This is a genomic window from Streptomyces sp. JLYT201, assembly GCF_059448825.1.
Map to the genome: position 1 here is coordinate 5,079,474 of NZ_CM182551.1, position 24,918 is coordinate 5,104,391.

24 protein-coding genes are annotated in these 24,918 nt (G+C 71.8%); 8 read left to right on the forward strand and 16 right to left on the reverse strand.

Annotation, left to right across the window (positions count from 1 at the left end):
• Positions 1 to 8 precede the first annotated feature (8 nt).
• The 5 genes from AC5WAM_RS21075 to AC5WAM_RS21095 all read right to left on the reverse strand — a co-directional run bounded on the left by AC5WAM_RS21075 (position 9) and on the right by AC5WAM_RS21095 (position 5,491).
• Complete coding sequence (locus AC5WAM_RS21075) at positions 9 to 533, reverse strand: RNA 2'-phosphotransferase (protein ID WP_495518479.1); 525 nt, start codon at positions 531 to 533, stop codon at positions 9 to 11.
• Between the two features lie 318 nt (positions 534 to 851).
• Complete coding sequence (locus AC5WAM_RS21080; RefSeq protein WP_495523620.1) at positions 852 to 1,811, reverse strand: MerR family transcriptional regulator; 960 nt, start codon at positions 1,809 to 1,811, stop codon at positions 852 to 854.
• Between the two features lie 118 nt (positions 1,812 to 1,929).
• Positions 1,930 to 2,862 carry a metal-dependent hydrolase gene (locus AC5WAM_RS21085; RefSeq protein ID WP_495518480.1) on the reverse strand — a complete coding sequence of 311 codons (933 nt, stop codon included), beginning with the start codon at positions 2,860 to 2,862 and terminating at the stop codon, positions 1,930 to 1,932.
• Positions 2,859 to 4,634: an SDR family oxidoreductase gene (locus AC5WAM_RS21090; protein WP_495518481.1), complete on the reverse strand. Its 1,776-nt coding sequence runs from the start codon at positions 4,632 to 4,634 to the stop codon at positions 2,859 to 2,861. The genes AC5WAM_RS21085 and AC5WAM_RS21090 overlap by 4 nt, the downstream gene beginning before the upstream one ends.
• Positions 4,631 to 5,491 carry a M24 family metallopeptidase gene (locus AC5WAM_RS21095; RefSeq protein ID WP_366790834.1) on the reverse strand — a complete coding sequence of 287 codons (861 nt, stop codon included), beginning with the start codon at positions 5,489 to 5,491 and terminating at the stop codon, positions 4,631 to 4,633. The genes AC5WAM_RS21090 and AC5WAM_RS21095 overlap by 4 nt, the downstream gene beginning before the upstream one ends.
• A gap of 363 nt (positions 5,492 to 5,854) precedes the next feature.
• On the opposite strand from AC5WAM_RS21095, the gene AC5WAM_RS21100 reads away from it, so the two are divergent.
• The 5 genes from AC5WAM_RS21100 (at position 5,855) to AC5WAM_RS21120 (ending at position 9,751) form a co-directional block, all read left to right on the forward strand.
• Complete coding sequence (locus tag AC5WAM_RS21100; protein WP_366790951.1) at positions 5,855 to 6,874, forward strand: ABC transporter ATP-binding protein; 1,020 nt, start codon at positions 5,855 to 5,857, stop codon at positions 6,872 to 6,874.
• On the forward strand, positions 6,871 to 7,779 hold the full coding sequence (locus AC5WAM_RS21105) for an ABC transporter permease (protein ID WP_366790835.1): 909 nt from the start codon (positions 6,871 to 6,873) through the stop codon (positions 7,777 to 7,779). The genes AC5WAM_RS21100 and AC5WAM_RS21105 overlap by 4 nt, the downstream gene beginning before the upstream one ends.
• Positions 7,776 to 8,687: an ABC transporter ATP-binding protein gene (locus AC5WAM_RS21110; protein ID WP_138960644.1), complete on the forward strand. Its 912-nt coding sequence runs from the start codon at positions 7,776 to 7,778 to the stop codon at positions 8,685 to 8,687. Before AC5WAM_RS21105 ends, AC5WAM_RS21110 begins: the two co-directional genes overlap by 4 nt.
• A gap of 12 nt (positions 8,688 to 8,699) precedes the next feature.
• Positions 8,700 to 9,422, forward strand: coding sequence for an ABC transporter permease (locus tag AC5WAM_RS21115; protein WP_366790836.1), 723 nt, complete (start codon positions 8,700 to 8,702; stop codon positions 9,420 to 9,422).
• An 89-nt stretch (positions 9,423 to 9,511) separates the two neighbouring features.
• Positions 9,512 to 9,751: an SGM_3592 family protein gene (locus AC5WAM_RS21120; RefSeq protein WP_366790837.1), complete on the forward strand. Its 240-nt coding sequence runs from the start codon at positions 9,512 to 9,514 to the stop codon at positions 9,749 to 9,751.
• A gap of 436 nt (positions 9,752 to 10,187) precedes the next feature.
• On the opposite strand, the gene AC5WAM_RS21125 is transcribed toward AC5WAM_RS21120, so the two are convergent.
• From AC5WAM_RS21125 to AC5WAM_RS21165, 9 genes are all read right to left on the reverse strand, one after another.
• Positions 10,188 to 11,003: an HAD family hydrolase gene (locus tag AC5WAM_RS21125; protein WP_366790839.1), complete on the reverse strand. Its 816-nt coding sequence runs from the start codon at positions 11,001 to 11,003 to the stop codon at positions 10,188 to 10,190.
• Positions 11,000 to 12,289 carry a serine--tRNA ligase gene (gene serS / locus AC5WAM_RS21130; RefSeq protein ID WP_366790840.1) on the reverse strand — a complete coding sequence of 430 codons (1,290 nt, stop codon included), beginning with the start codon at positions 12,287 to 12,289 and terminating at the stop codon, positions 11,000 to 11,002. Before serS ends, AC5WAM_RS21125 begins: the two co-directional genes overlap by 4 nt.
• A 675-nt stretch (positions 12,290 to 12,964) precedes the next feature.
• Positions 12,965 to 13,900: a prephenate dehydratase gene (gene pheA / locus AC5WAM_RS21135; protein ID WP_138960639.1), complete on the reverse strand. Its 936-nt coding sequence runs from the start codon at positions 13,898 to 13,900 to the stop codon at positions 12,965 to 12,967.
• 103 nt (positions 13,901 to 14,003) lie between these two features.
• Positions 14,004 to 15,263 (reverse strand): iron uptake transporter deferrochelatase/peroxidase subunit, encoded by a 1,260-nt coding sequence (gene efeB / locus AC5WAM_RS21140; RefSeq protein WP_495518482.1) that lies wholly within the window; start codon positions 15,261 to 15,263, stop codon positions 14,004 to 14,006.
• Positions 15,264 to 15,268: 5 nt separating this feature from the next.
• On the reverse strand, positions 15,269 to 17,356 hold the full coding sequence (locus AC5WAM_RS21145) for a copper resistance CopC/CopD family protein (protein WP_495518483.1): 2,088 nt from the start codon (positions 17,354 to 17,356) through the stop codon (positions 15,269 to 15,271).
• Between the two features lie 16 nt (positions 17,357 to 17,372).
• Positions 17,373 to 18,050 carry a copper chaperone PCu(A)C gene (locus tag AC5WAM_RS21150; protein ID WP_495518484.1) on the reverse strand — a complete coding sequence of 226 codons (678 nt, stop codon included), beginning with the start codon at positions 18,048 to 18,050 and terminating at the stop codon, positions 17,373 to 17,375.
• A complete protein-coding gene (locus tag AC5WAM_RS21155; protein ID WP_495518485.1) occupies positions 18,047 to 18,772 on the reverse strand; it encodes an SCO family protein in 726 nt (241 codons plus the stop codon). Before AC5WAM_RS21155 ends, AC5WAM_RS21150 begins: the two co-directional genes overlap by 4 nt.
• Before the next feature lie 92 nt (positions 18,773 to 18,864).
• A complete protein-coding gene (locus AC5WAM_RS21160) occupies positions 18,865 to 19,620 on the reverse strand; it encodes a YcnI family copper-binding membrane protein (RefSeq protein WP_495518486.1) in 756 nt (251 codons plus the stop codon).
• 269 nt (positions 19,621 to 19,889) lie between these two features.
• Positions 19,890 to 20,723: a hypothetical protein gene (locus AC5WAM_RS21165; protein ID WP_495518487.1), complete on the reverse strand. Its 834-nt coding sequence runs from the start codon at positions 20,721 to 20,723 to the stop codon at positions 19,890 to 19,892.
• A gap of 320 nt (positions 20,724 to 21,043) precedes the next feature.
• Between AC5WAM_RS21165 and AC5WAM_RS21170 the strand changes: the two genes are divergently transcribed.
• Positions 21,044 to 21,628: an ATP-binding protein gene (locus AC5WAM_RS21170; RefSeq protein WP_366790847.1), complete on the forward strand. Its 585-nt coding sequence runs from the start codon at positions 21,044 to 21,046 to the stop codon at positions 21,626 to 21,628.
• Positions 21,629 to 21,709: 81 nt separating this feature from the next.
• Here AC5WAM_RS21170 and AC5WAM_RS21175 read toward each other — a convergent pair whose 3' ends face one another.
• Positions 21,710 to 22,525, reverse strand: a complete 816-nt coding sequence (locus tag AC5WAM_RS21175; RefSeq protein WP_366790848.1) for an NAD(P)H-binding protein — start codon at positions 22,523 to 22,525, stop codon at positions 21,710 to 21,712.
• 118 nt (positions 22,526 to 22,643) lie between these two features.
• On the opposite strand from AC5WAM_RS21175, the gene AC5WAM_RS21180 reads away from it, so the two are divergent.
• Together AC5WAM_RS21180 and AC5WAM_RS21185 are read left to right on the forward strand one after the other, a co-directional pair.
• Positions 22,644 to 23,171, forward strand: a complete 528-nt coding sequence (locus tag AC5WAM_RS21180; RefSeq protein WP_495518488.1) for a winged helix-turn-helix transcriptional regulator — start codon at positions 22,644 to 22,646, stop codon at positions 23,169 to 23,171.
• Between the two features lie 247 nt (positions 23,172 to 23,418).
• On the forward strand, positions 23,419 to 23,859 hold the full coding sequence (locus tag AC5WAM_RS21185; protein WP_495518489.1) for a cupin domain-containing protein: 441 nt from the start codon (positions 23,419 to 23,421) through the stop codon (positions 23,857 to 23,859).
• Between the two features lie 48 nt (positions 23,860 to 23,907).
• Here the strand turns inward: AC5WAM_RS21185 and AC5WAM_RS21190 are convergent, their stop codons facing one another.
• A complete protein-coding gene (locus tag AC5WAM_RS21190) occupies positions 23,908 to 24,834 on the reverse strand; it encodes an aldo/keto reductase (protein WP_495518490.1) in 927 nt (308 codons plus the stop codon).
• Positions 24,835 to 24,918: the final 84 nt, after the last annotated feature.

Below are 24,918 nucleotides of genomic sequence, written 5' to 3' on the forward strand. Positions count from 1 at the left end.
TTGCCGGGTCAGTCAGGTGCCGGAAAGCGCAGATAGCGGGCGGGCACGGCGGCGGTGAGCCAGACGCCGTTGGCGCTGACGCCGAAGACGTGGCCGTCGCGGTGCATCGCGCCGGAGTCGACGGTCAGGACGACGGGCCGGCCGCGCCGCGCGCCCACGCGCGTCGCCGTCCCGCGGTCGGCCGAGAGGTGCACCGCGTGCCGGGTCATCGGACGGAGGCCTTCGGCGCGGATCGCGGGGAGGTGGCGGGCCACGGTGCCGTGGAAGAGGTACGCGGGCGGGGCGGCCGGGGGCAGCTGGAGGTCCACGGCGACGGAGTGGCCCTGGTTGGCGCGGATCCGTTCGCCCTCGACCGCGAACCGCTGCTTGTCGCTGGCGGCCACCACGTGGTCGAGCTCGGCCCGGGTGAAGCGGAACCCATGGGCCGCGGCGGCCGCGATCAACGTGCCGATGTCCACCCAGCCCCCGTCGTCGAGCGTGATCCCGATGCGCTCGGGCTGATGGCGCAGGTGCTTCGACAGGTATTTCGACACCTTTACGGCGCGGGGGCCGTCGGGAGGGGCCTCTGCGGTGCGAGGGCCATCGGGCGGTGCTTTCGTGGTGTGTGGGCCGTCCGGCGGTACTTTCACGCTGCTCCGGTCGCCCGGGGGCGCCCCTGCCGCGCCGCGGTCGTCCGGAGGTCGGCCTTCCGGGGCTTGTCGTTCTTTCATCTCTTCAGCGTCGCGGTCCGCCGTTCCCCGCGCACTCGGTTTTCTGCCATCGACTTTTCATCGTGGAATTCGGCTTTCCATGTTTGATCCACAGACAAGTGCAGTTATCCACAGGCTACTTGGGAATTCTGTGGACAACTCTCAGGCAGAAGGCGGCTTTTGATCAACTATGCCGGAATCGTTACCACTTGCCGCAAGTGCATCCAATGTCCTGCCCTGCAGCTCGCGTTCGGCGGCCGCCGTGATGAACGCCGCCACGTTCTCCTGCCCAACCAGTGCCTGGACCGCGTCCATTGTGCTGGCGGGCAGCGCCACGTACTGCAGCTCGGCACGCTGTCGCAAAGGCTCCTCGGCGGCGAGGTGACGGCGGAGGTTCCGGGTGGCGAACAAGCGCATGGCGCGGGCCAGTTCCGCGTCGACCGACTTCTGCGCGAGCGGCCTCAGCCTACGGATGAGGGAGGCCGCCTCCGCCGCATCCGCCTCGCTCGGTGGATGGTTTCCGAGATACCGCGCGAAGACGTGTTCATTGGTGAACTCCAGGAAACGCGCAGCTATGTGCTCGACCTGCCCTCGCAACTCCCGCAAATGCCCGGAGATCGCCGACAGCGGAACACCCGCGGCATGCAACTCAGCCGCCACCGCCAGCTCTTGAGGGCTCGGCACCAGGAACTCGTCGTCCGTGTCCGGCAGCGGCTCCAGCACGCCGAGCGCCACGGCGTCCGCGACCGCGGCGTGGTCCGGGGTACCGCCGAACGCCGCCTCCAGCTCCGCCCGGGTGATCCGGTCGGCCTTCTCGTCCGTCCACGGCCCGTCGACCTCGGCGACCAGGCCGAGGACACCGCCGAGGCCCCGGCCCGCGTCCCAGGCTTCGAGCAACTCCTTGATGGAGGCCAGGGTGTAGCCCCGGTCGAGCAGGTCGGCGATCTGCCGCAGCCGCGCCAGATGGGCATCGCCGTACACATTGGACCGGCCGCGCCGCTCGGGCCGCGGGAGGAGGCCGCGGTCCTGATAGGCCCGGATGGTGCGGACCGTGGCTCCGCTGTGGTGGGCGAGGTCCTCTATGCGGTACTCCACCCGGGGCGCGCCCGGCGGCGCCTCCACCCAGGGCGTGCCCGCCGACTCCACCTGAGGCGCGCCCTGCGCCGAGGCGCGGGCTTCCTCCCTGCGTCCGTCCAACGCTCCCCCGTCCTTTCCCGGTGGCACCCGGTCGTACTCCGCGCTACGCGATGGCCGCGCGCCCGGCCGCCGCCACCGCGGCCCGCGCGGCGGGCGACCACGCCAGATACTCGACGGCCCTGCGCAGCGACCCCTCCTGCGACGGATGGTACGACCGCCGCAGATAGCGGGGCACGGCCGCGCCTATCTGCCGCCACGGCGGCAGCAGGCCCTTCCTGACCGCCCTGTGGTGCGCGAGCAGCGAATACCGCAGGCGCCCCGCGAGCCGCGGATCGTGGCGGACGAGATACGCGGCGCCCCAGAGCCACAGGTACAGCATCACGGGGGCCGTGACCGCCATGCCCGCCACCCGGCGGACGTACCGGGGAGCGCCGGTGCCGCCGCAGTGCTGGTACATGTCGAAGGCGACCGCGCGGTGCTCGACCTCCTCCGCGCCGTGCCAGCGCAGCAGGTCCAGCATCACCTCGTCCGCCCGGGCCCGGTCGAGCCCCTCCGCGTGCAGCACCCAGTCGCCGAGCACGGCCGTGAACTGCTCGATGGCCGCGACGATCGCGAGCCGGAAGCGCAGCCACTCCTGCGTGGCCACGGGCGCGCCCAGTGGCGGCCGCTCGCCGAGGAGCTTCTCGAACAGGAAGTCCACGTACTTCGTGAACCCGGTGGTGTCCAGGCGCTGCGCGGCCAGATGATCGAGCACGTACGCGTGCTGCACGCTGTGCGTGGCCTCCTGCCCCATGAACCCCTTGACGTCCGCGCGCAGCACCGGATCGGTGATCAGCGGCAGGCCCTCCTTGAAGACCTTCACGAACCATCGCTCGCCCGCCGGAAGCAGCAGGTGCAGGACGTTGATGACGTGGGTGGCCGTGGGCTCGTCCGGGATCCAGTGCAGCGGGGTGGCGTCCCAGTCGAACGAGACCCGGCGCGGAACGATCGTGTAGTGCTCCTGCGGGGGCGGTGTGGTGCCGTGCTCCGTGCTCACAGCGGTGGCTCCAATCGGGCCAGCGCGCGCAGGGCCCTGGGCGAGAACCGGGACATGAGGTGGGCGCCGCGTGCCTCCGGGGTGACCGGCACCACGGCCTGATTGCGGACCACGGCGCGCAGCACGGCGTCGGCGACCTTCTCCGGCGGGTAGTTGCGCAGGCCGTAGAGCCGGGCGGACCTCTTCTGGCGGCGGGCCTCCTCGGCGGCGGAGACCCCGGCGAAGCGGGCCGTCGCCGTGATGTTCGTGTTCACGAAGCCCGGGCAGATGGCGGAGACGCCGATGCCCCGGCCCGCGAGCTCGGCGCGAAGGCACTCGCTGAGCATCAGGACGGCCGCCTTCGACGTGCTGTACGCGGGCAGGGCGCGCGAGGGCTGATAGGCCGCGGCCGACGCGGTGTTCACGATGTGGCCGCCCTGGCCGCGCTCGGCCATCTGCTTGCCGAAGAGGCGGCAGCCGTGGATGACGCCCCACAGATTGACGTCCAGGACCTTCTTCCAGTCCTCGGCGCTGGTGTCGAGGAAGGAGCCGGACAGGCCGACGCCCGCGTTGTTCACCAGGACGTCCACCACGCCGTACTCCGTGGCGACCTTCTCGGCGAGCTTCTCCATCGCCTGCTCGTCGCTCACGTCGACCGTCTCGGCCCAGGCCGCGGGGGCGCCGATCAGCCGGGACAGCTCGGCGGTGCGGGCCGCGCTCTCCGCGTCCCGGTCGACGGCCACCACGCGCGCGCCCGCCTCGGCGAACGCGAAGGCCGTGGCCCGCCCGATGCCGCTGCCCGCGCCCGTGACGAGGACCAGCTGGCCGGAGAAGCGCTCGGCGTGCTTTCCGGGGGCTTCGGCGGCGCTCGCCACCGGCGGCACGCCGTCCTCGTGGGTGGTGACGAACTCGGTGATCCAGGCGGCCAGTTGGTCCGGACGGGTGCGCGGCACCCAGTGCTTGGCGGGCAGCGTGCGCCGGGTCAGCTCCGGGGCCCACTGGTCCAGGTCGTCGTACAGCCGCTGGGACAGGAAGGCGTCGCCCGACGGCGTGATGAGCTGCACCGGCGCGTGCGCGTACGCGTCGGGGCGGGGGCGGCGCAGGCGGGCGCGGACGTTGTCGCGGTAGAGCCAGGCGCCGTGCGCGGCGTCCGTGGGCAGGGACGGCGTCGGGTAGCCGTCCGCAGGCACCTTCTCCACGCGCTGGAGGATCTTCGGCCAGCGCCGGCCGAGCGGGCCGCGCCAGACCAGCTCGGGGAGCACCGGGGTGTGCAGCATGTACACGTACCAGGACTTGGCGCCCTGGTTGACGAGTTGGGCGGCCCGGCGCGGGGTCGGCCGGGACAGGCGCTTCTTGATCCAGTGCCCGAAGTGGTCGAGGGACGGACCGGACATCGACGTGAAGGACGCGATCCGCCCCTGGGTGCGCGCGACCGTCACGAACTCCCATGCCTGCACCGAGCCCCAGTCGTGGCCCACCAGGTGCACCGGCTCGTCCGGGCTGACCGCGTCGGCGACCGCGAGGAAGTCGTCGGTCAGCTTCTCCAGCGTGAAGCCGCCGCGCAGCGGCCTCGGGGCCGTCGACCTGCCGTGGCCGCGCACGTCGTACAGCACCACGTGGAAGCGCTCGGCCAGGCGCGTGGCGACCTCGGACCACACTTCCTTGGAGTCCGGATAGCCGTGCACCAGCAGCACTGTGGGCCGCTCGGTCTCGCCCAGCTCGGCGACGCACAGCTCCACCCCGCCGGTGCGCACCCAGCGCTCGCGCGCGCCCTTCAGCTCCACGGTCGTCATACGGCAGCCCTCTCAGCGTCTTCCACGGACCAGCGCCGCACGTGCGGCAGGTCGTCGTCCAGCCAGAACGCGCTCTCCTCGGGGTCCCTGGAGTCGGTGACGACCAGGATCTCCTCGAACTTCGCCCCCGTGCCCCGGAATCCGAGGTGCGGCTCGACCGCCCACAGGCCGGGCTGCGGCGGGTGGTCGGAGAACTTGTACGGCGACCACAGGGGGGACCAGCCGTCCCGGTGGCCGTGCAGCGCGTCGCTCGCGAGGCCCTTCAGGGACTGGGTGCCGAAGCCGAACACGTGCGGCGAGAAGCGGCGTTCCTTGACCCGGTCGACCTTGTGCGCGATGACGCCGAAGGGATAGGCGCGATGGCGGTTGGCATAGCCCTGGCGGACCATGAGCCGGTCCACGTGTTCGTAGATCTCGCGCAGCGGGCGGCGCTCGCGCACCTCGCGCAGGATGAGCTCGCGGTGCGCCTGGAGGTCGGCGAGGAGCCGGTCGTGCACCGGGTTGAGCCCGAGGCAGCCCGAATAGCCGATGTCGGCCGTATAGCCCTCGAACACCGGGGCCATGTCGAGGATGAACGGCATCCCCGGCTCCAGCCTGCGGTGGGTGGGGAAGAACTGCAGAGGCACCCGGAAGTTCACGAACGCCGTGCGGTCGCCGAACCAGGCGAAGGGCAGGTGGAACCAGTCCCGCACGCCTCGCTCGCGCAGCCACACCCGCTGCATCCGCGCCGCCTCGCGCTCCGTCACCCCCGGCTTGAGCTGGGCGGCGACCGCTTCCGCGCATTCGTACGCGAGGGTCTGCACGCGGCGGAACCCCTTTAGCTCCGCGGAGAGTTCACCCTTCACTGCTGAGGTCATGCCACCGTCCGTCCCGTGTCCGGTCCACGCCCGCCGAGGCGGCACCGCGACGCACCGCGTCACCGCGCCGTCTCCGTACGCGCCCGCCCGTCACCCGACCGCCGCCCCTGAAGGAGCCCACTGCGCGGGCGCGGCGTTAATTGACACTGATGAATGTGACAATGCTTGGCGGCTGCGTCAATAGGTCTGCGTGAGCCTTCGGGACAGGTCCGGAAGAACCCTGAGGGGACCACCGGAAGAACCCTGAAGGGTTCGACCTTCGGACGACCCCTACGGGCCCGTAATACTCGAGAGTGAGGGCGGAGACAGCCTGTGGAGTGACGCCCCGGTGTGGTCCGCGCCACTACCGTCGAACACGTGACTGTGATCGCGACCGAAAGCCTGAGCAAGCGGTTCCCGAAGGTGACCGCGCTCGACCGGCTGACCTTGGACATCGGACCCGGTGTGACCGGACTCGTCGGAGCCAACGGCGCCGGCAAGTCAACGATGATCAAGATCCTGCTGGGTCTCTCCCCCGCCACCGAGGGCACCGCGTCCGTGCTCGGCCTCGACGTCGCCACCAGCGGCGGCGAGATCCGCGAGCGCGTCGGCTACATGCCCGAGCACGACTGCCTGCCACCCGACGTCTCGGCCACCGAGTTCGTCGTCCACATGGCGCGCATGTCCGGCCTGCCGCCCGCCGCGGCCCGCGAGCGCACCGCCGACACCCTGCGCCACGTCGGTCTCTACGAGGAGCGCTACCGCCCCATCGGCGGCTACTCGACCGGCATGAAGCAGCGCGTGAAGCTCGCCCAGGCGCTCGTGCACGACCCCCAGCTGGTCTTCCTCGACGAGCCGACCAACGGCCTCGACCCCGTCGGCCGCGACGAGATGCTGGACCTGATCCGGCGCGTGCACACCGACTTCGGCATCTCCGTCCTGGTCACGTCACATCTCCTCGGCGAGCTGGAGCGCACCTGCGACCACGTCGTCGTCATCGACGGCGGCAAGCTCCTGCGCTCCAGCTCCACCACGGACTTCACCCAGAGCACCACGACCCTCGCCATCGAGGTCACCGACAGCGACGAGCACCCCGACGGCACCGGCGCGCTGCGCGCGGCCCTGCACGCCCACGGCGTGACCACCCACGACGACGGGGGCGGGCTGCCCGGCGCGGGCCACATCTTCCTGCTCGACGCCGCGGACGAGGCGACCTACGACCTCGTCCGGGACACCGTCGCCGACCTCGGCCTCGGCCTCGTCCGCATGGAACAGCGCAGGCACCACATCGCGGAGGTCTTCCGCTCCCAGGACGAGCCGCAGCAGGAGCAGGTCTCCGGGCGCGCGGCCGCCTGGGCGGCGACCGCGGCCGCCGCCGAGCAGAAGGGAGGCGGCAAGCGATGACCGCCGAGTCGACACGGGCGCGCGACGCCGACTCCACCCAGATCCACAACATCGGATACCGCACCTACGACGGCCCCCGCCTCGGCCGCGCCTACGCCACCCGCTCGCTGTACTCGCAGAGCCTGCGCGGCGCCTACGGCCTCGGCCGCTCGGCCAAGTCCAAGGTGCTCCCGATGATCCTCTTCGGGGTCATGTGCGCCCCCGCGCTGATCATGGTCGCGGTCGCCGTCGCCACCAAGGCCGACGAACTGCCCGTGGACTACACGCGCTACGCGGTGCTCCTCCAAGCCGTCATCGGCCTCTACTTGGCGGCCCAGGCCCCGCAGACCGTCTCCAGGGACCTGCGGTTCAAGACCGTGCCGCTGTACTTCTCCCGCCCCATCGAACGCGTCGACTACGTACGCGCGAAGTTCGCGGCCATGGCGTCGGCCCTGTTCATTCTCACCGCGACACCGCTGATCGTGCTCTACGTAGGCGCCCTGTTGGCGAAGCTGGACTTCGCGGAGCAGACGAAGGGGTTCGCCCAGGGGCTCGTCTCCGTCGCCCTGCTGTCGCTGCTCTTCTCCGGGATCGCGCTCGTCATCTCCGCCGTGACCCCCCGCCGGGGCTTCGGCATCGCCGCCGTCATCGCCGTACTGACCATCTCCTACGGAGCGGTGTCCACCGTCCAGGCCATCGCGCACGAACAGGGGGGCAACGGCACCGCCATCGAGTGGCTCGGCCTCTTCTCGCCGATCACCCTCATCGACGGCGTACAGACCGCCTTCCTCGGCGCGACCTCCTCGTTCCCCGGGAACGAAGGTCCCTCGGCGGGTGTGGGCGTCGTCTACCTCCTCCTCGTTCTCGCCCTCGTAGCGGGCAGCTACGCCGCTCTCATGCGCCGCTACCGGAAGGCCGGACTATGACCACGATCAGCATCGACCACGTCTCTCGCTGGTTCGGCAACGTGGTGGCCGTCAACGACGTCACGATGACCATCAGCCCCGGAGTCACCGGCCTCCTCGGGCCCAACGGCGCCGGGAAGTCCACCCTCATCAGCATGATGGGCGGCTTCCTCGCCCCCTCCACCGGCTCCGTCACCCTCGACGGAAAGCCCACCTGGCGCAACGAGGAGATCTACAAGCACCTCGGCATCGTGCCCGAGCGCGAGGGCATGTACGACTTCCTCACCGGCCTCGAATTCGTCGTCGCCAACGCCGAGCTGCACGGCCTGGGCAAGAAGGCGGCCCAACGGGCCCTCGCCACGGTCGAGATGGAGTACGCGCAGGACCGCAAGATCTCCACGTACTCCAAGGGCATGCGGCAGCGCGTGAAGATGGCCTCCGCGCTCGTCCACGAACCGTCCGTGCTGCTGCTCGACGAACCCTTCAACGGCATGGACCCGCGCCAGCGCATGCAGCTCATGGACCTGCTGCGGCGGATGGGCGACGAGGGCCGCACCGTCCTGTTCTCCTCCCACATCCTCGAAGAGGTCGAACAGCTCGCCTCGCACATCGAGGTGATCGTCGCCGGGCGGCACGCCGCGAGCGGCGACTTCCGCCGGATCCGCCGTCTGATGACGGACCGGCCGCACCGCTACCTGGTGCGTTCCAGCGACGACCGCGCGCTCGCGGCCGCGCTGATCGCCGACCCGTCCACCGCGGGCATCGAGGTCGACCTCAAGGAAGGCGCGCTGCGCATCCAGGCCGTCGACTTCGGCCGGTTCACCAGCCTGCTGCCCCGCGTCGCCCGCGAACACGGCATCCGACTGCTCACGGTCTCGCCCTCGGACGAGTCCCTCGAGTCGGTCTTCTCCTACCTCGTCGCGGCCTGAAAGGGAGCCATCGTGTACGACCCCACTGTCGCCCGGCTCACCTACCGGGCCCTGCTCGGCCGCCGCCGGGCACTGATCCTCTTCGCCCTGCCCCTGCTGCTCATCGTGATCGCGGCCGCGGTGCGCGGCTTCAGCGGAGCCGACGACCAAGTGGCCTCCGACCTGCTCGGCGGCTTCGCGCTCGCCACCATGGTGCCGATCATCGGCGTCATCGCGGGCACCGGTGCCATCGGCCCCGAGATCGACGACGGCTCCGTGATGTACCTGCTGTCCAAGCCGGTCAAACGCCCCACGATCATCGTCACCAAGCTCACCGTCGCCGTCGCCGTCACCATGGCGTTCTCGGCGGTCCCGACGTTCATCGCGGGCCTGATCCTCAACGGCAACAGCCAGCAGGTCGCCGTCGCCTACACCATCGCCGCCCTGGTGTCCTCCATCGCGTACGCGGCGATCTTCCTGCTGCTCGGCACGGTCACCCGGCACGCCGTGGTCTTCGGGCTCGTGTACGCGCTCGTCTGGGAGGCCCTCTTCGGCTCCCTGGTCTCCGGGGCCCGCACGCTGAGCGTCCAGCAGTGGTCGCTCGCCGTGGCCCACAAGGCCGCCGACGGGGGCCAGCTCGTGACCTCCGACGTGGGCCTGCCCGCCGCGGTGATCCTGCTGGTCGTGGTCACGGCCGGGGCCACCTGGTACGCGGGCCAGAAGCTGCGGACCCTGACCGTCGCCGGGGACGAGTAGTCCCGGCGAGCCGCCTTGACGGCGTCTTCACCCTCCTGCCGGGACACTGGTGGGAGGGGGATGCGCAGGAGTGTCTAGGAGGTGCCGCGATGGCATCGGACGAGGGACGGGGCGACGGTCCCGGGAGCGACGCCTGGGACGAGGTGGTCCTCGACGACGACTTCATACGGTCCGCCGAGTCCGCCGAGCCCTCAGCGCGGGCCCGGATGCTCACCGCCCGCTGGCGGCAGCAGGCCCCCGAGCCGCAGCCGTGGCGGTCCGACGAGCCGCCCGCCGGGTGGTTCTTCAGCCGGGCCCGCAAGCGCAGGCGCAAGCGGCGCGAGGGCTGAGCCCGGGAGCGCGCCCAGACCGGCCCGCGAGAGAGCGCGCCCGGGTCGGCCCGCGAGGAAGCGCGCCCGGGTCGGCCCGCGAGAAATTCAGTGGCGGGCAACCACACGGCCCGGCACAGTAGTTGTGTCACCACGCGCCGGAAGCCACTCCTCCGGCGCTCTCCTACCGGGAGTGAAGCCGACGGTCCGCAAGGGGCGTCGCGCTTCCGGCAGGGCGGTCCGCGGCAGGCTCCGGAGTCATCACCCGCTCCGTGAAGCCCCGTCACGGGGGAGACCGCCCGGGGGCGGCCGCTTCGAGCGCGCAGCAGTGCGCGGGCCGCCCCTCCCGGAGGGGGTGTGCCGGGCCGGAGCCCGGCGCCCTGTCCTAGCCGCCGGAGCCCGGCGACACGGCCTGGCTGAGCCCGGCGACGCGCCCTGGCTGAGCCCGGCGTCCCGTCTAGGCCAGCAGCCGTTCCAGGACGACCGCGATGCCGTCGGCCTCGTTCGACGTCGTCACCTCGTCCGCCACCGCCTTGAGCTCCTCATGGGCGTTGGCCATGGCCACGCCGTGGGCGGCCCAGGCGAACATGGGGATGTCGTTGGGCATGTCGCCGAACGCGATCGTGTCCACGGCCTTCGCGCCGAGCCGACGGGCGGCCAGGGACAGGCCCGTCGCCTTGGTCAGACCCAGCGGCAGTATCTCCACGATGCCCTCGCCGGCCATCGTGACGCCCACGAGGTCCCCCGCGACCTCCCGCGCCACCGCCGTGAGCGCGTCGTCGTCGAGGCCCGGGTGCTGGACGTACAGCTTGTTCAGCGGAGCCGACCACAGGTCGGCCGGGTCGGCGAGCGGGACCGCGGGGAGCGGGCCGTCCTGGACCACGTACCCGGGGCCGACGAGGACCTCGCCGTCGATGCCGTCACGGCTCGCGGCGAGCGCCAGCGGGCCGATCTCCGCCTCTATCTTCGCCAGGGCCAGGCCCGCCAGCTGCCGGTCCAGCGTGACCGAGGTGAGCAGCCGCTGCTCGCCCGCGTGGTAGACCTGCGCGCCCTGGCCGCACACGGCGATGCCCTCGTAGCCGAGGTCCTCCAGGACGTGCCGCGTCCACGGCACCGAGCGGCCGGTGACGATGATGTGGGCCGCGCCCGCCGCGGTGGCCGCGGTGAGCGCGTCACGGGTGCGCGCCGACACCGAGTCGTCGGGGCGCAGGAGCGTCCCGTCGAGGTCGGTGGCGACGAGCTTGTACGGAAAGGCGGGGCCGTCGGAGCTCACTTGGCGAGGGGCTCCAGGATCTCGCGGCCGCCCAGGTACGGACGGAGCACCTCGGGGACGCGCACGGAGCCGTCCGCGAGCTGGTGGTTCTCCAGGAGCGCCACGATCGTGCGCGGCACGGCGCACAGCGTGCCGTTCAGGGTGGCGAGCGGCTGCACGTTCTTCTTGCCGTCCTTGTCCTCGCGCATGCGCACGGAGAGCCGGCGGGCCTGGAAGCTGTCGCAGTTCGACGCGGAGGTCAGCTCGCGGTACTTGCCCTGGGTGGGGATCCACGCCTCGCAGTCGAACTTGCGGGAGGCGGACGCGCCCAGGTCACCCGTGGCGACGTCGATCACCTGGAAGGGCAGTTCGAGGCTGTTCAGCCACTGCTTCTCCCAGTCGAGGAGCCGCTGGTGCTCGGCCGCGGCGTCCTCGGGGGCGACGTACGAGAACATCTCGACCTTGTCGAACTGGTGCACCCGGAAGATGCCGCGGGTGTCCTTGCCGTACGTGCCCGCCTCGCGGCGGAAGCAGGGCGAGAAGCCCGCGTACCGCAGGGGGAGCTTGTCGGCCTCGATGATCTCGTCCATGTGGTACGCCGCGAGCGGGACCTCGGAGGTGCCGACCAGGTAGAAGTCGTCCTTCTCCAGGTGGTACACGTTCTCCGCGGCCTGGCCGAGGAAGCCCGTGCCCTCCATGGCGTGCGGGCGGACGAGCGCGGGGGTCAGCATCGGGATGAACCCGGCCTCGGTGGCCTGCGCGATGGCCGCGTTGACCAGTGCGAGCTCCAGGAGCGCGCCGACGCCCGTCAGGTAGTAGAAGCGCGAACCGGAGACCTTGGCGGCGCGCTCGACGTCGATGGCGCCGAGCGCCTGGCCGAGCTCCAGGTGGTCCTTCGGCTCGAAGCCCTCCGCGGCGAAGTCGCGGACCGTGCCGTGCGTCTCCAGGACGACGAAGTCCTCCTCGCCGCCGACGGGGACGTCCGGGTGCACGAGGTTGCCGAGGCGGAGCAGCAGGCGCTTGGTCTCCTCGTCGGCCTCGTCCTGCTCGGCGCTCGCGGCCTTGACCGCGGCGGCCAGCTCGCCCGCCTTCTTCAGGAGCTCGGCCTTCTCGTCACCGGAGGCCTTGGGGATGAGCTTGCCGAGCGCCTTCTGCTCGGAACGGAGCTCGTCGAAGCGGACCCCTGACGACCTGCGCCGCTCGTCGGCGGAGAGGAGGGAGTCGACGAGGCCGACGTCCTCTCCACGGGCGCGCTGCGAAGCGCGAACACGGTCGGGGTCCTCACGGAGCAGGCGAAGGTCAATCACCCCCCCAGGCTACCTTCGTGCGCTTCCGGCCCACGACTTGATTTTCCCCTGCCCACCGATATGACCGAAATGCCGGAATGTGAATTTCTCGCCCATCGCTCCGCCCGCCGCCCCGGCTTTCGCCGGTGGGGACGAGTGCTCACCGGGCGCTTGTCGCGGCCTCGACGCACGGCCCGGCAGGGTCAATAAAACGGGCGTCATTCCCCGAATCGGGGCAGATGGGCCTTGCCGCCTTGACCGGATTCCCTTGTGAGAAACGGGACTTGGGGAACCGGTTGTCCACAGGAATCGGGGTCTCCGGAAAGTTATCCACAGGCTGTGCGAAAGATCTGTGGATGCCGGATCGGGGCCCTTTTCATGGTCTCCCACGGTGAAGGATTCCCTTCCCAAACCTGCTCAGCGCCAACTTTCGAGTGGAATTGGTTAACTCCAAAGTGTCACCACATGGAAAAAGGTGGACGAAGGAGTGACGGGAGTGGCTGTGGGCGGACTTGGGTGCTGAGTGCCGTTTTGTCGACGATGTCGCACCGCCTTGTCGACTTGTCCCCAGGTCGAGAAGGGGACCTGTGGATAACTTCTGTGGACAACATAAATCTGCAGGTAGGACTACCGATCCGGATCTGTGCACAGGCAGGCGGAAGCGCCGGGAAGACCCGGTGGCGGGGCGTCAAACGCTCAGAATCGGCCGTCCTGGCTGCGCGCGAGCCAGTCCGACGCCGACGTGAAGTCCTCGTCGGAGGTCCCGGGCCGCAGCGGCCGTACGTTCTCCGGAGCCACTCCGGCACGCGGATACGAGCCGAGGAAGCGCACCTTCGGGCAGATCCTCTTCAGGCCCATCAGGGCCTCGCCGACGCGGCGGTCCGTGATGTGGCCCTCGGCGTCCACGGAGAAGCAGTAGTCGCCGATGCCGCGACCGGTCGGGCGGGACTCGATGCGCATCAGGTTGACGCCGCGTACCGCGAACTCCTGGAGCAGTTCGAGCAGCGCGCCGGGGTGGTCGTCGCCGAGCCAGATCACCAGCGAGGTCTTGTCCGCACCCGTCGGCGCCGCGGGCCGGGCCGGGCGGCCCACGAGGACGAACCGCGTCTCCGCGTTCGCCGCGTCGTGGATCTCGGTGACCAGCGGTTCGAGCCCGTACGTCGCCGCGGCGAACTCGCCCGCGAACGCCGCGTCGAAGCGGCCCTCCTGCACCAGGCGGGCGCCGTCCGCGTTCGACGCCGCCGACTCCCACACCGCGTCCGGCAGATGGGCGGCCAGCCAGTTGCGCACCTGCGGCTGGGCCACCGGGTGCCCGGTCACCGTCTTGACGTCCTTGAGCGCGGTGCCCGGACGCACCAGAAGGGCGAAGGCGATCGGCAGGACCACCTCGCGGTAGATCATCAACGGCTCGCCCTTGGCGAGCTCGTCCACGGTGGTCGTGACGCCGCCCTCCACCGAGTTCTCGATCGGCACCAGCGCCGCCGCGGCCTCGCCCGCGCGCACGGCGTCGAGGGCCGCGGGCACCGAGACCATCGGCACCAGCTCGCGGGTCGCGGCCTCCGGCAGGGTGCGCAGGGCGGCTTCGGTGAAGGTGCCTTCAGGGCCGAGGTAGGTGTAGCGCGTCGCCGACATGCCGTCACCCTAATGCGGCGGACGGGGCGGGCGTACGCGTCCGCCGCATTGCCCCTCCGCCACTGCCCGCCACCGATGGCCCTCCGCCACCGCCCGGCGCGGGTCAGCCCTCCAGCAGCGCCTGCCCCACGTACCCACCGGCTTCCGCCCCGCCCGGCACCGCGTACACCCCGCTCGCCTCGTGCCGGATGAACTTCGACAGGGCGTCGCCCCGGTCGAGCTTCCGCTGCACCGGGACGAAGCCGCGCAGCGGGTCGGACTGCCAGCAGATGAAGAGCAGGCCCGCGTCCGGCTCGCCCTTGCCGGTGAAGCCGTCGTGGTACGAGAACGGACGGCGCAGCATCGCGGCACCCCCGTTCTGGTCGGGGCGGCTGATGCGGGCGTGCGCGTCGAGCGGGACCACGAGGTCGCCGCCCGCGGTCGTCTTCTCCAGCTCCATCTCGGTGGTCTCCGTGCCGCCCGTCAGCGGTGCGCCGTCGGCCTTGCGGCGGCCGATGACGTCCTCCTGGGCCTTGGCGGAGAGCCCCTCCCAGTCGTCCAGGAGCATCCGGATGCGGCGTACGACGGCGTACGAGCCGCCCGCCATCCAGGCGGGGTCGGCGTCGGCGGCCTTGGCGGGCACGAAGACGCGCTTGTCGAAGTCGTCGTCGGACGGCTTCGGGTTGTTCGTGCCGTCGATCTGGCCCATGAGGTTGCGCGTCGTCATGGGGCGGGCGGTGGCGCCGGGCGAGCGGTTGAAGCCGTTCATCTGCCAGCGGAGCCGCGCCGCCGAGCCCGTCTCGTTCTGCAGGGCGCGCAGCGCGTGGAAGGCGACCAGGGCGTCGTTGGCGCCGATCTGCACCCACAGGTCACCGTTGCTGCGGGCCTTGTCGAGGCGGTCGGAGGAGAACTCCGGCAGCGGGTCGAGGGCGGCCGGGCGCTGCTTCTCCAGACCGGTGCGGCCGAAGAAGCTGTGGCCGAAGCCGAAGGTGACGGTCAGCGAGGACGGCCCCGCGTCGCGCGCGATGCCGGTGTCCTGGCCGCGGCCCTCCACCGGCTTGCCCGCCATCAGCCGCTGCGCCACCGCTGACCAGCGGCGCAGCAGGGCCGTCGCCTCCTTGCGGCCGGCGCCCGGGGCGAGGTCGAAGGCGACGAGATGGCCGCAGGACTGCACGGGCGTGGTGATCCCGGGCTGATGTTTCCCGTGAAACATCACCTCATCGGCCCCGAGCGACGACAGCGGCGTGCCCGTCGTGTCCGAGCCGCCGGACGAGCCGGAGGACGCCGCGGCGTATCCGGCCGCGCCTCCTGCCGCGCCGAGTGCGAGGCCGGTGGCGCCCGCCGTACCGAGCAGGCGCCGTCGCGAAATGGTGTGGTCCGCCATGGGGTTCAGCCGATCTGCACGTTCTTGTCGAGGGTGACCTGGTCGATGTCGGAGGTGCGGACGGTGACCGCGACCTTCCAGTCGCCGGCCATGGGAATCTGCACGCCGCTCGCGCTCCAGTGTCCGGTGGCGATGCGGTCGGGGGCGACCGGCAGGGGACCGACGTCCTTGGCCTTGAGCGTGAAGGCGATCTTCACCTCGGGGATGTCGAAGGCGCTGCCGTTGGGCCGGGTCGCGTACACGTGCAGGTCGTTGCGGCCGGTGCGGCCGGGGTCGAGTTCGAGGCGCACGGTGCCCTTGCCGTCCTGGCCGCCGGTGTCGAACGGGATCTTGATCTTGACGGGCCCGGTGTTCCGGGGCGCGGAGGAGGTGGCGTTCTTGGCCTCTTCCTCGGTGCGCCCCGGCTCGGTGGTGGTCAGGGCCGTGGTGACGGCGAGCAGGACGACGGCGACACCGACCTCGGCGAGCACCGAGCGGCGCAGGCCGGAGCGGTGCGGATCGGCGTCGCGGACCCGCTTCTCCCGGGCGGCGTCCACGGCGGCCCGCTGCCGGGCGAGCTGGGCGGCGCGCTCGTCGCCGCCGGCGGCCTTGTCGCCAGCCTTGTCGCGGGGCTTGTCCTTGGCCTTGTCGGGGGACCTGCCGCCGGTCTCGGCGTCCGTGTCCACCGTCGCCGACACCCCGGTCTTGGAGCTGTGCGCGACGGCGACGGGCTTCTTCTTCTTGGTGCTCGCGCCCTTGGCCGTGGTGCTCTTGGTGGCGGTGGAGTTCTTGGCCGTGGTCGCCCGCGTGCGCTGTTCGACGACCGCCGTCGCCGCCGCCTCGGGTGCCAGACCGCCCGCCTCGGCGAGGATGCGCCCGGTCCAGCGGCGGGACACGGAGGCGATGCCGACGAGGACGACGACGAGCCCGATCTTGATCAGGAGCAGCTGCCCGTAGTCGGTCTCCACGAGCGCGGTCCAGGAACCGACCTGCCGCCACGACTGGTAGAGCCCGGTCCCGGCGAGGGCCACGACGCTGCCGAAGGCCACCCCGGAGAAGCGCCGTACGGCACTCGCGTCGATCAGCGGCGCCCGGTACAGGCACAGCAGCAGTGCCACGACCCCGCCGAGCCAGACGGCGACGGCGAGCAGGTGCAGCACGTCGACGGGCATGGCGAGCCCGGCCTGGATGCCGGTCGAGGCGTGCTCGGCGAGCGCCCAGGTCGCCGCGATGCCGATGGCGACGACCCCGCCGCCGACGGCCAGGCCGAAGGCCAGGTCCCGCTTCTCCTTGGGGTCCTCGCGCTTGTCGTACGCGCCGAACAGGACGGCGATGAACAGCGCGGCGGCCGCGAGGAGCAGCAGTCGCGAGACGAGCGCGGCGCCCGTCTTGGTCTGTAGGACGTCGCCCAGCTTCGCGAGGTCGAAGGCGTCGGCGAGCTTCCCGGAGCCGGTGTAGGGCGCGCGCAGCAGGAGCGTCGCGAGGGTGGCGCCGGTCAGGGTGAGCCAGCCGGAGACGACGAGGCGCTGGAGCGGCCGGACGCCCGCGCCGCGCGGCCAGCAGCCGAGGACGAAGGCGGCACCGCCGACGACGACGATGAACCCGGCGTACGAGAGGTAGCGCGCCGTGTCGTAGAGCGTGCCGACGAGGCCGCCGCCGACCTCCTGGTCGGGCAGCGCGACCTTGGTGTCGGAGGGCGCGCCGATGGAGAAGGTGAAGGCTCCGGCGATGGGGTGGCTGTCGGCGGAGACGACCTGGTAGGCGACGGTGAAGGTGCCGTCGGGCAGGCCGGGCTTGAGCTGCACGCCGTACGTGGTGGAGCCGAGGTCGGTGGTCTTGCCGGTGTCGGCGCGCTTGCCCGCGGGGTCGAGGACCCGTACCGAGCCGTCGGACATGGCGACCTTCTCGGAGAAGGTCAGGGACACCTGGTCGGGAGCCTTGGCGACCACCGCCCCCCGCTTGGGATCGCTGCCGGTCAGCGCGGCGTGCGCGTCGGCGGGCGCCGCGGTGGCGAGGACGGCGCCGAGCACGGCGGAGACCAGGGTCGCGGCGACGAGCAGCAGGCGCCCGAGTCCGGCGAGGTCCGGCCCCGGGCGGGGAGCGGTGGTCCGCATCAACTCTTCAGTCCCCTCAGTGCGACGAGTGCGAGGCGTGCGACGAGTGCGAGGCGTGCTGATCGGCCTTGGAACCGTCGGCCGTGGCGTGCTGGTCGTGCTCGGAGTGCGTCTTCGGGTCGCCGGAGTGCGTCTTCTTGCCGGAGTCCGTCTCGCCGGAGCCGGTCGCGCCGGTGTCGGTCTTGTCGGAGTCCGCCGTGCCGGAGCCCGGCTTCGGGTTGTACGTCGCGGCCTTCACCGGCATCTCGACCGTGATCGGGTCCGACTTCTCGAAGCGGAGCGTGACCTTCACCTTGTCGCCCAGCTTCGGCTTGTGCTTCAGCTTCTCGAGCATGATGTGGTTGCCGCCGCGGGCGAAGACGAGTTCGCCGTTCGCGGGCACGGCGAAGGACTTCTGCTCCTTCATCGTGCTGCCCTTGGTGGCGTGCAGGGTCACGCTGCCCGCGAGCGGGCTGGACGCCGAGGTGAGCGTGTCGGCGGCGCCCTTGTTGGTGAGGGTGAAGAAGCCGCCCGCCATGTCGTCCATGGCGGGGGCGGGGATGTAGGCGCCGCTGACCTTCAGCTCGGGCTTCCCGGACGCGTCCTTCGAGCCCTTGGCGTCCTTGTCGTCGTTGCAGCCGGTCAGGGCGAGGCCCGCGGTCAGTGCTATGGCACAGCCGGTGAGGAGGCGGCGCCGGGTGGTGCGGTGGTTCACGGGTTCTGTCCCTTGATGATCTTGGGGAGGTCCTGCGCGTACTCCTCGGCGCGGGTGTCCTGGCCGTTGTAGACGACGTATCCGGCGTCGGTCTTCGGGGAGAAGGCGATGACCTGGGTGCCGTGCATCGACTCGATCTTGTTGTTCTTGAGCTTCTTGGACGGCTCGATGCTGATGCCGACCGTGCGGGCGCTGGCCTGGATGGTCGGGAAGTCACCGGTGAGGCCGATGAACTCGGGGTCCTGGGCCTTCAGCCACTTGCCGAGTGCCTTGGGCTTGTCCCGCTCGGGGTCGGTGGTCACGAAGACGACCTGGAGCTGGTCGAGCTCCGCCTTGGTGACGGCCTTCTTGCGCAGCATGTCCTTCTTGGCGACGGCGATGTTGCTCATCGTCAGCGGACAGACGTCGGGGCAGTTGGTGTAGCCGTAGTACAGCAGCACCGGCTTGCCCTTGGTCCGCTCGCGCAGGTCGTACTTCTTGCCGTGGGTGTCGGTGAGGACCAGGTCCGGCTTCTTGAACGGCTTGTCGAGGACGGTCGCGGCCTGCTTCGACTCCGCCTCCATGGAGACGTCGGCGATCGGCTTGTCCTTCTTGTCGCCGTTGTCCCCGTCGCAGGCGGTCAGCGTGAGTCCCGCGGCGGCGAGCAGGGCCGCGCCGGCGAACGCGCGCCTCTTCGTGGTCTTCGGGCCCGACGTGGTGGTCTGGTTGCTCAACTTGCGCATACGAAAATGTCCCAGATGTGAGGGGGCCGGGGCGCGCCGGGGCCGGGTGTCCGGCACCGGCGCGTCCCGAGGGCGGCCTGGGCGGCGACGCCTCAGCTGGTGGCGCGGCGGCGCTGGGCGACGACGCCGAAGGCGACCCCCGCCACACCGACGACGATGCCGACGATGCCGAGGACGCGGGCGGTGGTGTCGCTGCTGTCGCCGTCCGACGCGGTCTCCTGCTTGGCGTCGCCGGACTTGGCGTCGGACTTGTCGTCCTTGGCGGCGGAGGCGCCGTGGTGGTCGTCGGACGCGGCGGTCAGTGCGAGCGTCGGCGCCGGGTACTCCGGCTCCTCGTCGCCCTTCTGCGGCTCGATCCAGCGGACGACTTCCTTGTTGTCGTACGTCTGCAGGGCCTTGAAGACCAGCTCGTCGGCGTCCTCCGGCAGCTGGCCGATGGACAGCGGGAACTTCTGGAAGTAGCCGGGCTCCACGCCCTTGCCGTCGGCGGTCCAGGTGACCTTGGAGACGGCCTCGTTGATCTTCTCGCCGTGGATCTCGATCGGCTTGTCGAGCTTGGTCTTGGTGACCTTCGCCTTCCAGCCGGGCACGGGCTGCGGCATCACGGACGCGAGCGGGTGGTCGGCGGGGAAGGTGACTTCCAGCTTGGTCGTCGAGGCGTCGTCGCGCTCGTTCGGGACCTTGAAGTTGACGGTCGCGTAGCCGCCCTTGGCCGCCTGGCCCTCGGGGGTGACGCTGACGTGCGCGAAGGCGGGCACGGACAGCAGGAGGACGGCGGAGGCGGCGACGCCGCCCACGACGGAGGCGCGGGTGAGGGCGGCGGACTTCGGGGACTTCTGGGTCGTCATCGCGGAATGCTCCAGTTTCGGCAGGAGTGCGCGGCGGCCGGGCCGTCGTGGCGGGACCCGTGGGACCCCCGACGAGCGGAGGCACGGCCGTGCGTACGTGAGGTGTGCGGAAGGGGACGCGGTGCGGCTGGCCGACTGGCCGCGCACCCGTGCGGGCGCGCCGAGCGGCACCCCTCCGACAGCAGTACGTCCGTACGCCGGTGCGTCACTCGGCACGCCGTACGTCACTGCGTGCGCGTACGCGTCGGTGTCGCGTGGAGCGGGCCGCGTCAGGCGGCGAGCGAGAACACGGCGGGCGCGGGCGGGCCGCGCCGGATCACCGTGTGCTGGAGCGCGGCCGCCCGGAGCTCGGGCGGCGCGAGGGCGCGGGCCGCGCACGCCGGACCGGAGGCCGGCTCTGCCGCCCCGGGGAGCCCGGCGCGCAGCGCGCGCACCAGAGTGAGGGCGGCGCGCAGGGAACGCATGAGCGCTCCTTGGGCGACCCCCTGTGCCCCCTGGGCGGAGAGCCGGACGAGCCGCATGAGCGCCACGTCGCCGCGGCGCAGCAGCCAGCCCGCGGCCACCGCCGCGAGCACGTGCGCGAGCAGCATCGGCAGCGTCGGCAGGAGGGACATCGTCGGGCCCGGGACCATCGCGGACTGCGCGCCCGCCCCGCCGGTGGCGTGGGCGTGCGCGCCGTGGCCGCCGGACGGGTCGAGCCCCGCGGTCTCCAGGATCTGCCGGGCCTGGACGGGGGTGATGGTCGCCCCGCCCGCCCCGCACACGATGCGGGCCGCGCGCTCGACGAGCGAGCCGCCGCCCGTGTCGCCCACCGTCATGGCCGTGCCGTGCTGGCCGAGCCCGAACAGCGCGTGCAGCCCGAGCTGCCCGACCGCGAGCGCCCCGGCGATGCCCGGGAGCGACCGCTCCCGTCCGGCGAGGGGCACCGCGAGCACGAGCACGGCGAGGAACCCGGCGCCGAGCGTCCACAGCGGGACGGTGGCGCAGGAAGCGAGCACATGGCCCCCGGCGGACAGCACGAGGCACACCGCGGCGAACATCGCGGCCCGCAGCAGTCGGAGATCGGCTCCGGCGCGCGCCTGGCGCTGGTGGGGGGCAGTCATGGCCGGGCCATCATCGCACTGGGCCGCCCCGCCCCGTACGGCAGGTCCGCAAGCTCCCGTCCATGCCGCAAGGCGACGGAATCACCCGAAATGATCCATAAGTGTCGGGAAGGCCCTGATGGGAGGGGCTCCGGGAGTTCACCGCCCCCGTGCCGGGTAGGCGCAGCGGTATGTCCCGCTACACCGGACACAGTCCTCGCCGCGTCCGCCGTATGGGCGGCGTCACGTCAACTGGGCGCTTATCCCGGGGCGCTGGCGGCAATACGTATCGGTATGTCGAGCCGCGGCCAGAGGGCTGGAGCATGCCAGGAGGCTGAAGCATGAGCATCTGGTGGTCCCTCCATTTGCGGCGCGAAGCCGCGAGCGTCCCGCTCGCGAGGCGCCTGCTCATCGGCACGATGGAGACGGCCGGGGTGGACCCGGACGTCTCGTACGATCTGTCGCTCGCGCTCACCGAGGCCTGTGCGAACGCGGTGGAGCACGGCGGTGCGACGGGTGCCGCGACGGGTGCGTACCGCGTCACCGCCTATCTCGACGGCGAGAAGTGCCGCATCGAGGTCGCCGACTCCGGCCCCGGCCTGCCGCCGGGCCGGGTCTTCATGAGCGCTGCGAACACCCCCGCCACGAGGACGAAGGGCCGAAGGGGTACCGGGCGCGGCCGCCGCACGCGCCGCCGCGCGGGCGCGCAGGCCGCCCCGGCCCCGCGCCAGTCCCGGACGCAGGCCCCGCCCTCCGCGCCCACGCCGCCTTCCGAGGTCGCCGAGAGCGGACGCGGCCTGTGCCTCATCCGGGAGCTCGCCGACGACGTGCACTTCGGCAACAGGCCGGGCCGCGACGGCGGCGCGGTGATCAGCTTCGACAAGATCCTCAAGTGGCGGGAGGGCGCCCCGCTGGCGGCCGTGTGATCCGCCCGGGCCCGGCCTCAGGGCTCGGCCCCGGTAGGACCCGGGGCTCGGCCCCCGGGTGGCTCCGGTCCGTCCCGGGGCTCAGCCCCGGACCGCCGCCGCATAGGTGTCGAGGGCGGAGCGCGGGGCGCGGCCCAGCAGGGCACGCAGGGCGTTGTCCGCTATGGAGGTGCCGTCGAGGAAGCCGCCCGCTATCGACGCGTACGTGCTGAGCAGCATCGGCACCTGGAAGGGCAGGGCCTGGCCGGACGCGGTGATCGCGGCGCGGGTCGCCTCCAGCCCGCCGGGCTCGTACGAACCGCCGGTCGCCGCGGCCAAGTCGGCGCCGCCGAGGGGCTCTTCGCCGACGAGTTCGTAGGTGCGCCCGGCGTGGGCGGCGGGATCCGTGGCCACGCGGACGGCGACCTCGGCCAGGTCCTCGCGGGCGACTGCGGCGAGCCGTCCGGCACCGAGCGGCGCGGCTATCGTCCCGTCCGGGCCCGGCGCGGCCACGGCGGCGAGGAACTCCGCGTACAGGCCGTTGCGCAGCACCGTCCAGTTCAGGGAGGAGCGGCGCAGTCTGCGCTCGGTCCAGCGGTGGGCGAGCGCGTACGTCAGATGGTCGCCGTCGCCGCTCAGGCTGGTGTAGACGAGGTGGCCGACGCCGGACTTCTCGGCGGCGGTGACGACGGCCTCGTGCCGGGCGATGACGACGTCGTCCTCGGCGGCGCCCGCGGAGATCACGAGGAGCGTGTCCACGCCGGTGAAGTCCAGGGAATCCGGGTCGTCGAAGTCGACGCGGCGCTGGCCGGGCGCGGGGGTGCGGGTGCCGACGGCGAAGGGCGTGTCCGCGCGGTCCGCGAGCTTCGCGGTGACGAGCCGGCCGAGTGCGCCGGTGGCGCCGGTGACGAGCAGCATGGGAACGATCCCCCGAGAAGAGCAGTTGGACTGGGTGACGACCGGTGCGAGATGTGCTGTGCACTCGGTACGTGACCATCGTGAGCGATGGCGGGGGAGCACGTAAGGAGGCACTTTGATGTCAGTGGGGCACACGGTGGTAACCACCCCCGAGGCCACGGCGGCCGGGGTTTCCGAGGTTTCCGGGGAGGCGCCCGCGGAGCCGTCGCCTCCCGGCCGGGCGCCCGCGGCGGCGCTCAAGGCGCTGGTCGGCGAGCCCGTGATCGCGTGCGAGACACCGCAGGACGAGTGCGGGGTGAGGGACGTCCTGGACCGCCTCGGCGACAAGTGGTCGGTGTACGTCGTGGTCGAACTGGCGGGCGGCGTACTGCGGTTCAAGGAGCTCCAGCGCCGCATCCACGGCGGCATCTCGCAGCGCATGCTCACGCTGACGGTCCGCCGCCTGGAGCGGGACGGCCTGGTGAAGCGGACGGTGCACCCGACGATCCCGCCGCAGGTCGAGTACGAACTGACGGAGATGGGCCACAGCATGACCCACCTCATCAAGTCCCTCGCCGACTGGTCGATAGCCCACCGTCCGGCGATAGCGGCGGCACGGGAGGCGTACGACGGGGCGCAGAGGGCCTCCGGCCCCGGTGGGTCTTAAGCCCCCGATGGCTCCCGGCCCCGCCAGGCCCCGGCCCCGTCAGGCCCCGGCCCCGTCAGGCCCCGGCCCCGTCAGGCCCCGGCCCCGTCAGGCCCCGGCCCCGTCAGGCCCCGGCCCCGGCTCCGCCAGGGGAGCGTCTTGGTCAACTTGCTGTTACGGCAACAATAGTTGCCGCTCCCGACGCGTAGATCCCAGTCTGGTGCCAGTCCAGAAGGCGCTCGAAACGTCAGGAGGCCACGCGGTGCCCATGCAGAACACACCCCAGACCACGCCCCAGAACACGTCCGGGACCACGCCGCCGAACAACCGCGTCCACCACGTCCGCGCCGGAGAGCTCGACGGCTACACCGCGCTCAGCGGCGGCACCGTCGGCTCCCGGAAGCTGTGGATGGGCCTCGTGGAGCACGAGCCGATGAGCTCGACCGACAACCACCACCACGGCGAGTCCGAGGCGGGCGTCTACGTGGTCAGCGGCCACCCGGTGTTCGTCTTCCACGACGGCGAGCAGGAAGTCAGGATCGAGGCGGGCCCCGGCGACTTCCTGCTCGTGCCCCCGTTCGTCCCGCACCGGGAGGAGCACCCCGACCCGGACGAGCCGGTCGTCGTGGTGATCGCGCGCACCACCCAGGAGCCCATCAAGGTCTCCGTGCCCGAGCTGTACCAGCTCACGGCGGCGGACGCGCGCTAGCGCGCACTCAGCGCCCGGCGAAGGCCCCAGCGGACCCCCGGCGGAGGCCTAGGCGGAGCCCCCGGCGGAGGCCTCGGCCACCCCGGAGAGCCGGGCGAACTGCTCGTCGGACAGCTGCACGTCCAGCGCCCGTACGTTCTCCTCCAGGTGCCCCACCGACGTCGTGCCGGGAATCGGCACGATCACGGGGGAGCGCCGCAGCAGCCAGGCGAGAGCCGTCTGGGCGGTGGTCGCGCCCAGCTCCGCCGCCACCTCCGCGACCACGCCGCCCGCCCGGGCGTGGGCGCCCATCGCCACGGGGAAGAACGGCAGGAACGCGATGCCCTGCTCGGTGGCGTAGTCGACGACGGCCTCGTGCTGCCGGTCGGCCAGGTTGTACAGGTTCTGCACGCTGGCGATCGGCGTGATCGCGGACGCCTCGCGCAGCTGCTCCACGCCGACCTCGGACAGGCCGATGTGCCGCACCTTGCCCTCGTCGCGCAGCTGCTTGAGGGCGCCGATCTGGTCGGCGAGCGGATAGGCGTCGTCGAGCCGGTGCAGCTGGAGCAGGTCGAGCTGCTCCACGCGCAGGCGGCGCAGGCTGAGTTCGGCCTGCTGGCGCAGGTACGCCGGGTGCCCGAGCGGCACCCACTCGGTCGCCGACGGGCGGACGACGCCGATCTTCGTGGCGATCGTCAGGTCGTCGGCGTAGGGGTGCAGTGCGTCGGCGATGAGCTCCTCGCCGCCGCCGATCATGTACGAGTCGGCCGTGTCGATCAGGTTCACGCCGAGCCCGACGGCCTTGCGCAGCACGGCGGCAGCGGCGGCGCGGTCCGTCGGCGGCTTCCACACGTGGCCCGCGCCCGGCTCGCCGTCGGCAGGGTCAGGCGCCGCCGTGAGCCGCATCGCGCCGTAGCCGATGCGGCTCACCGGCAGGTCGCCGCCGATCGAAAACGTCGTCTGTTCCGTGCGTTCCCCAGTGCCCTTGTTCGTCATCACTGCTCCCCCGTACGTGGTTGATGAGGCCTGTTGCGTACGTCCCTTCGTGAGGGGCGTGTCAGATCCCAACCAGCGCCGACG

Bases quoted from the DNA above. Each gene is read 5' to 3' on its own strand.
- AC5WAM_RS21095 (WP_366790834.1), bottom strand. From the start codon at position 5,491: ATGACCTCAGCAGTGAAGGGTGAACTCTCCGCGGAGCTAAAGGGGTTC.
- AC5WAM_RS21105 (WP_366790835.1), top strand. From the start codon at position 6,871: ATGACCGCCGAGTCGACACGGGCGCGCGACGCCGACTCCACCCAGATC.
- AC5WAM_RS21120 (WP_366790837.1), top strand. From the start codon at position 9,512: ATGGCATCGGACGAGGGACGGGGCGACGGTCCCGGGAGCGACGCCTGG.
- efeB (WP_495518482.1), bottom strand. From the start codon at position 15,263: ATGGCGGACCACACCATTTCGCGACGGCGCCTGCTCGGTACGGCGGGC.
- AC5WAM_RS21180 (WP_495518488.1), top strand. From the start codon at position 22,644: ATGTCAGTGGGGCACACGGTGGTAACCACCCCCGAGGCCACGGCGGCC.
- AC5WAM_RS21190 (WP_495518490.1), bottom strand. From the start codon at position 24,834: ATGACGAACAAGGGCACTGGGGAACGCACGGAACAGACGACGTTTTCG.
- AC5WAM_RS21155 (WP_495518485.1), bottom strand. From the start codon at position 18,772: ATGCGCAAGTTGAGCAACCAGACCACCACGTCGGGCCCGAAGACCACG.
- AC5WAM_RS21090 (WP_495518481.1), bottom strand. From the start codon at position 4,634: ATGACGACCGTGGAGCTGAAGGGCGCGCGCGAGCGCTGGGTGCGCACC.
- AC5WAM_RS21185 (WP_495518489.1), top strand. From the start codon at position 23,419: ATGCAGAACACACCCCAGACCACGCCCCAGAACACGTCCGGGACCACG.
- AC5WAM_RS21160 (WP_495518486.1), bottom strand. From the start codon at position 19,620: ATGACGACCCAGAAGTCCCCGAAGTCCGCCGCCCTCACCCGCGCCTCC.
- AC5WAM_RS21165 (WP_495518487.1), bottom strand. From the start codon at position 20,723: ATGACTGCCCCCCACCAGCGCCAGGCGCGCGCCGGAGCCGATCTCCGA.
- AC5WAM_RS21170 (WP_366790847.1), top strand. From the start codon at position 21,044: ATGAGCATCTGGTGGTCCCTCCATTTGCGGCGCGAAGCCGCGAGCGTC.
- pheA (WP_138960639.1), bottom strand. From the start codon at position 13,900: ATGTCGGCGACGCGCTACACCTACCTCGGCCCTGAAGGCACCTTCACC.
- AC5WAM_RS21110 (WP_138960644.1), top strand. From the start codon at position 7,776: ATGACCACGATCAGCATCGACCACGTCTCTCGCTGGTTCGGCAACGTG.
- AC5WAM_RS21145 (WP_495518483.1), bottom strand. From the start codon at position 17,356: ATGCGGACCACCGCTCCCCGCCCGGGGCCGGACCTCGCCGGACTCGGG.
- AC5WAM_RS21175 (WP_366790848.1), bottom strand. From the start codon at position 22,525: ATGCTGCTCGTCACCGGCGCCACCGGCGCACTCGGCCGGCTCGTCACC.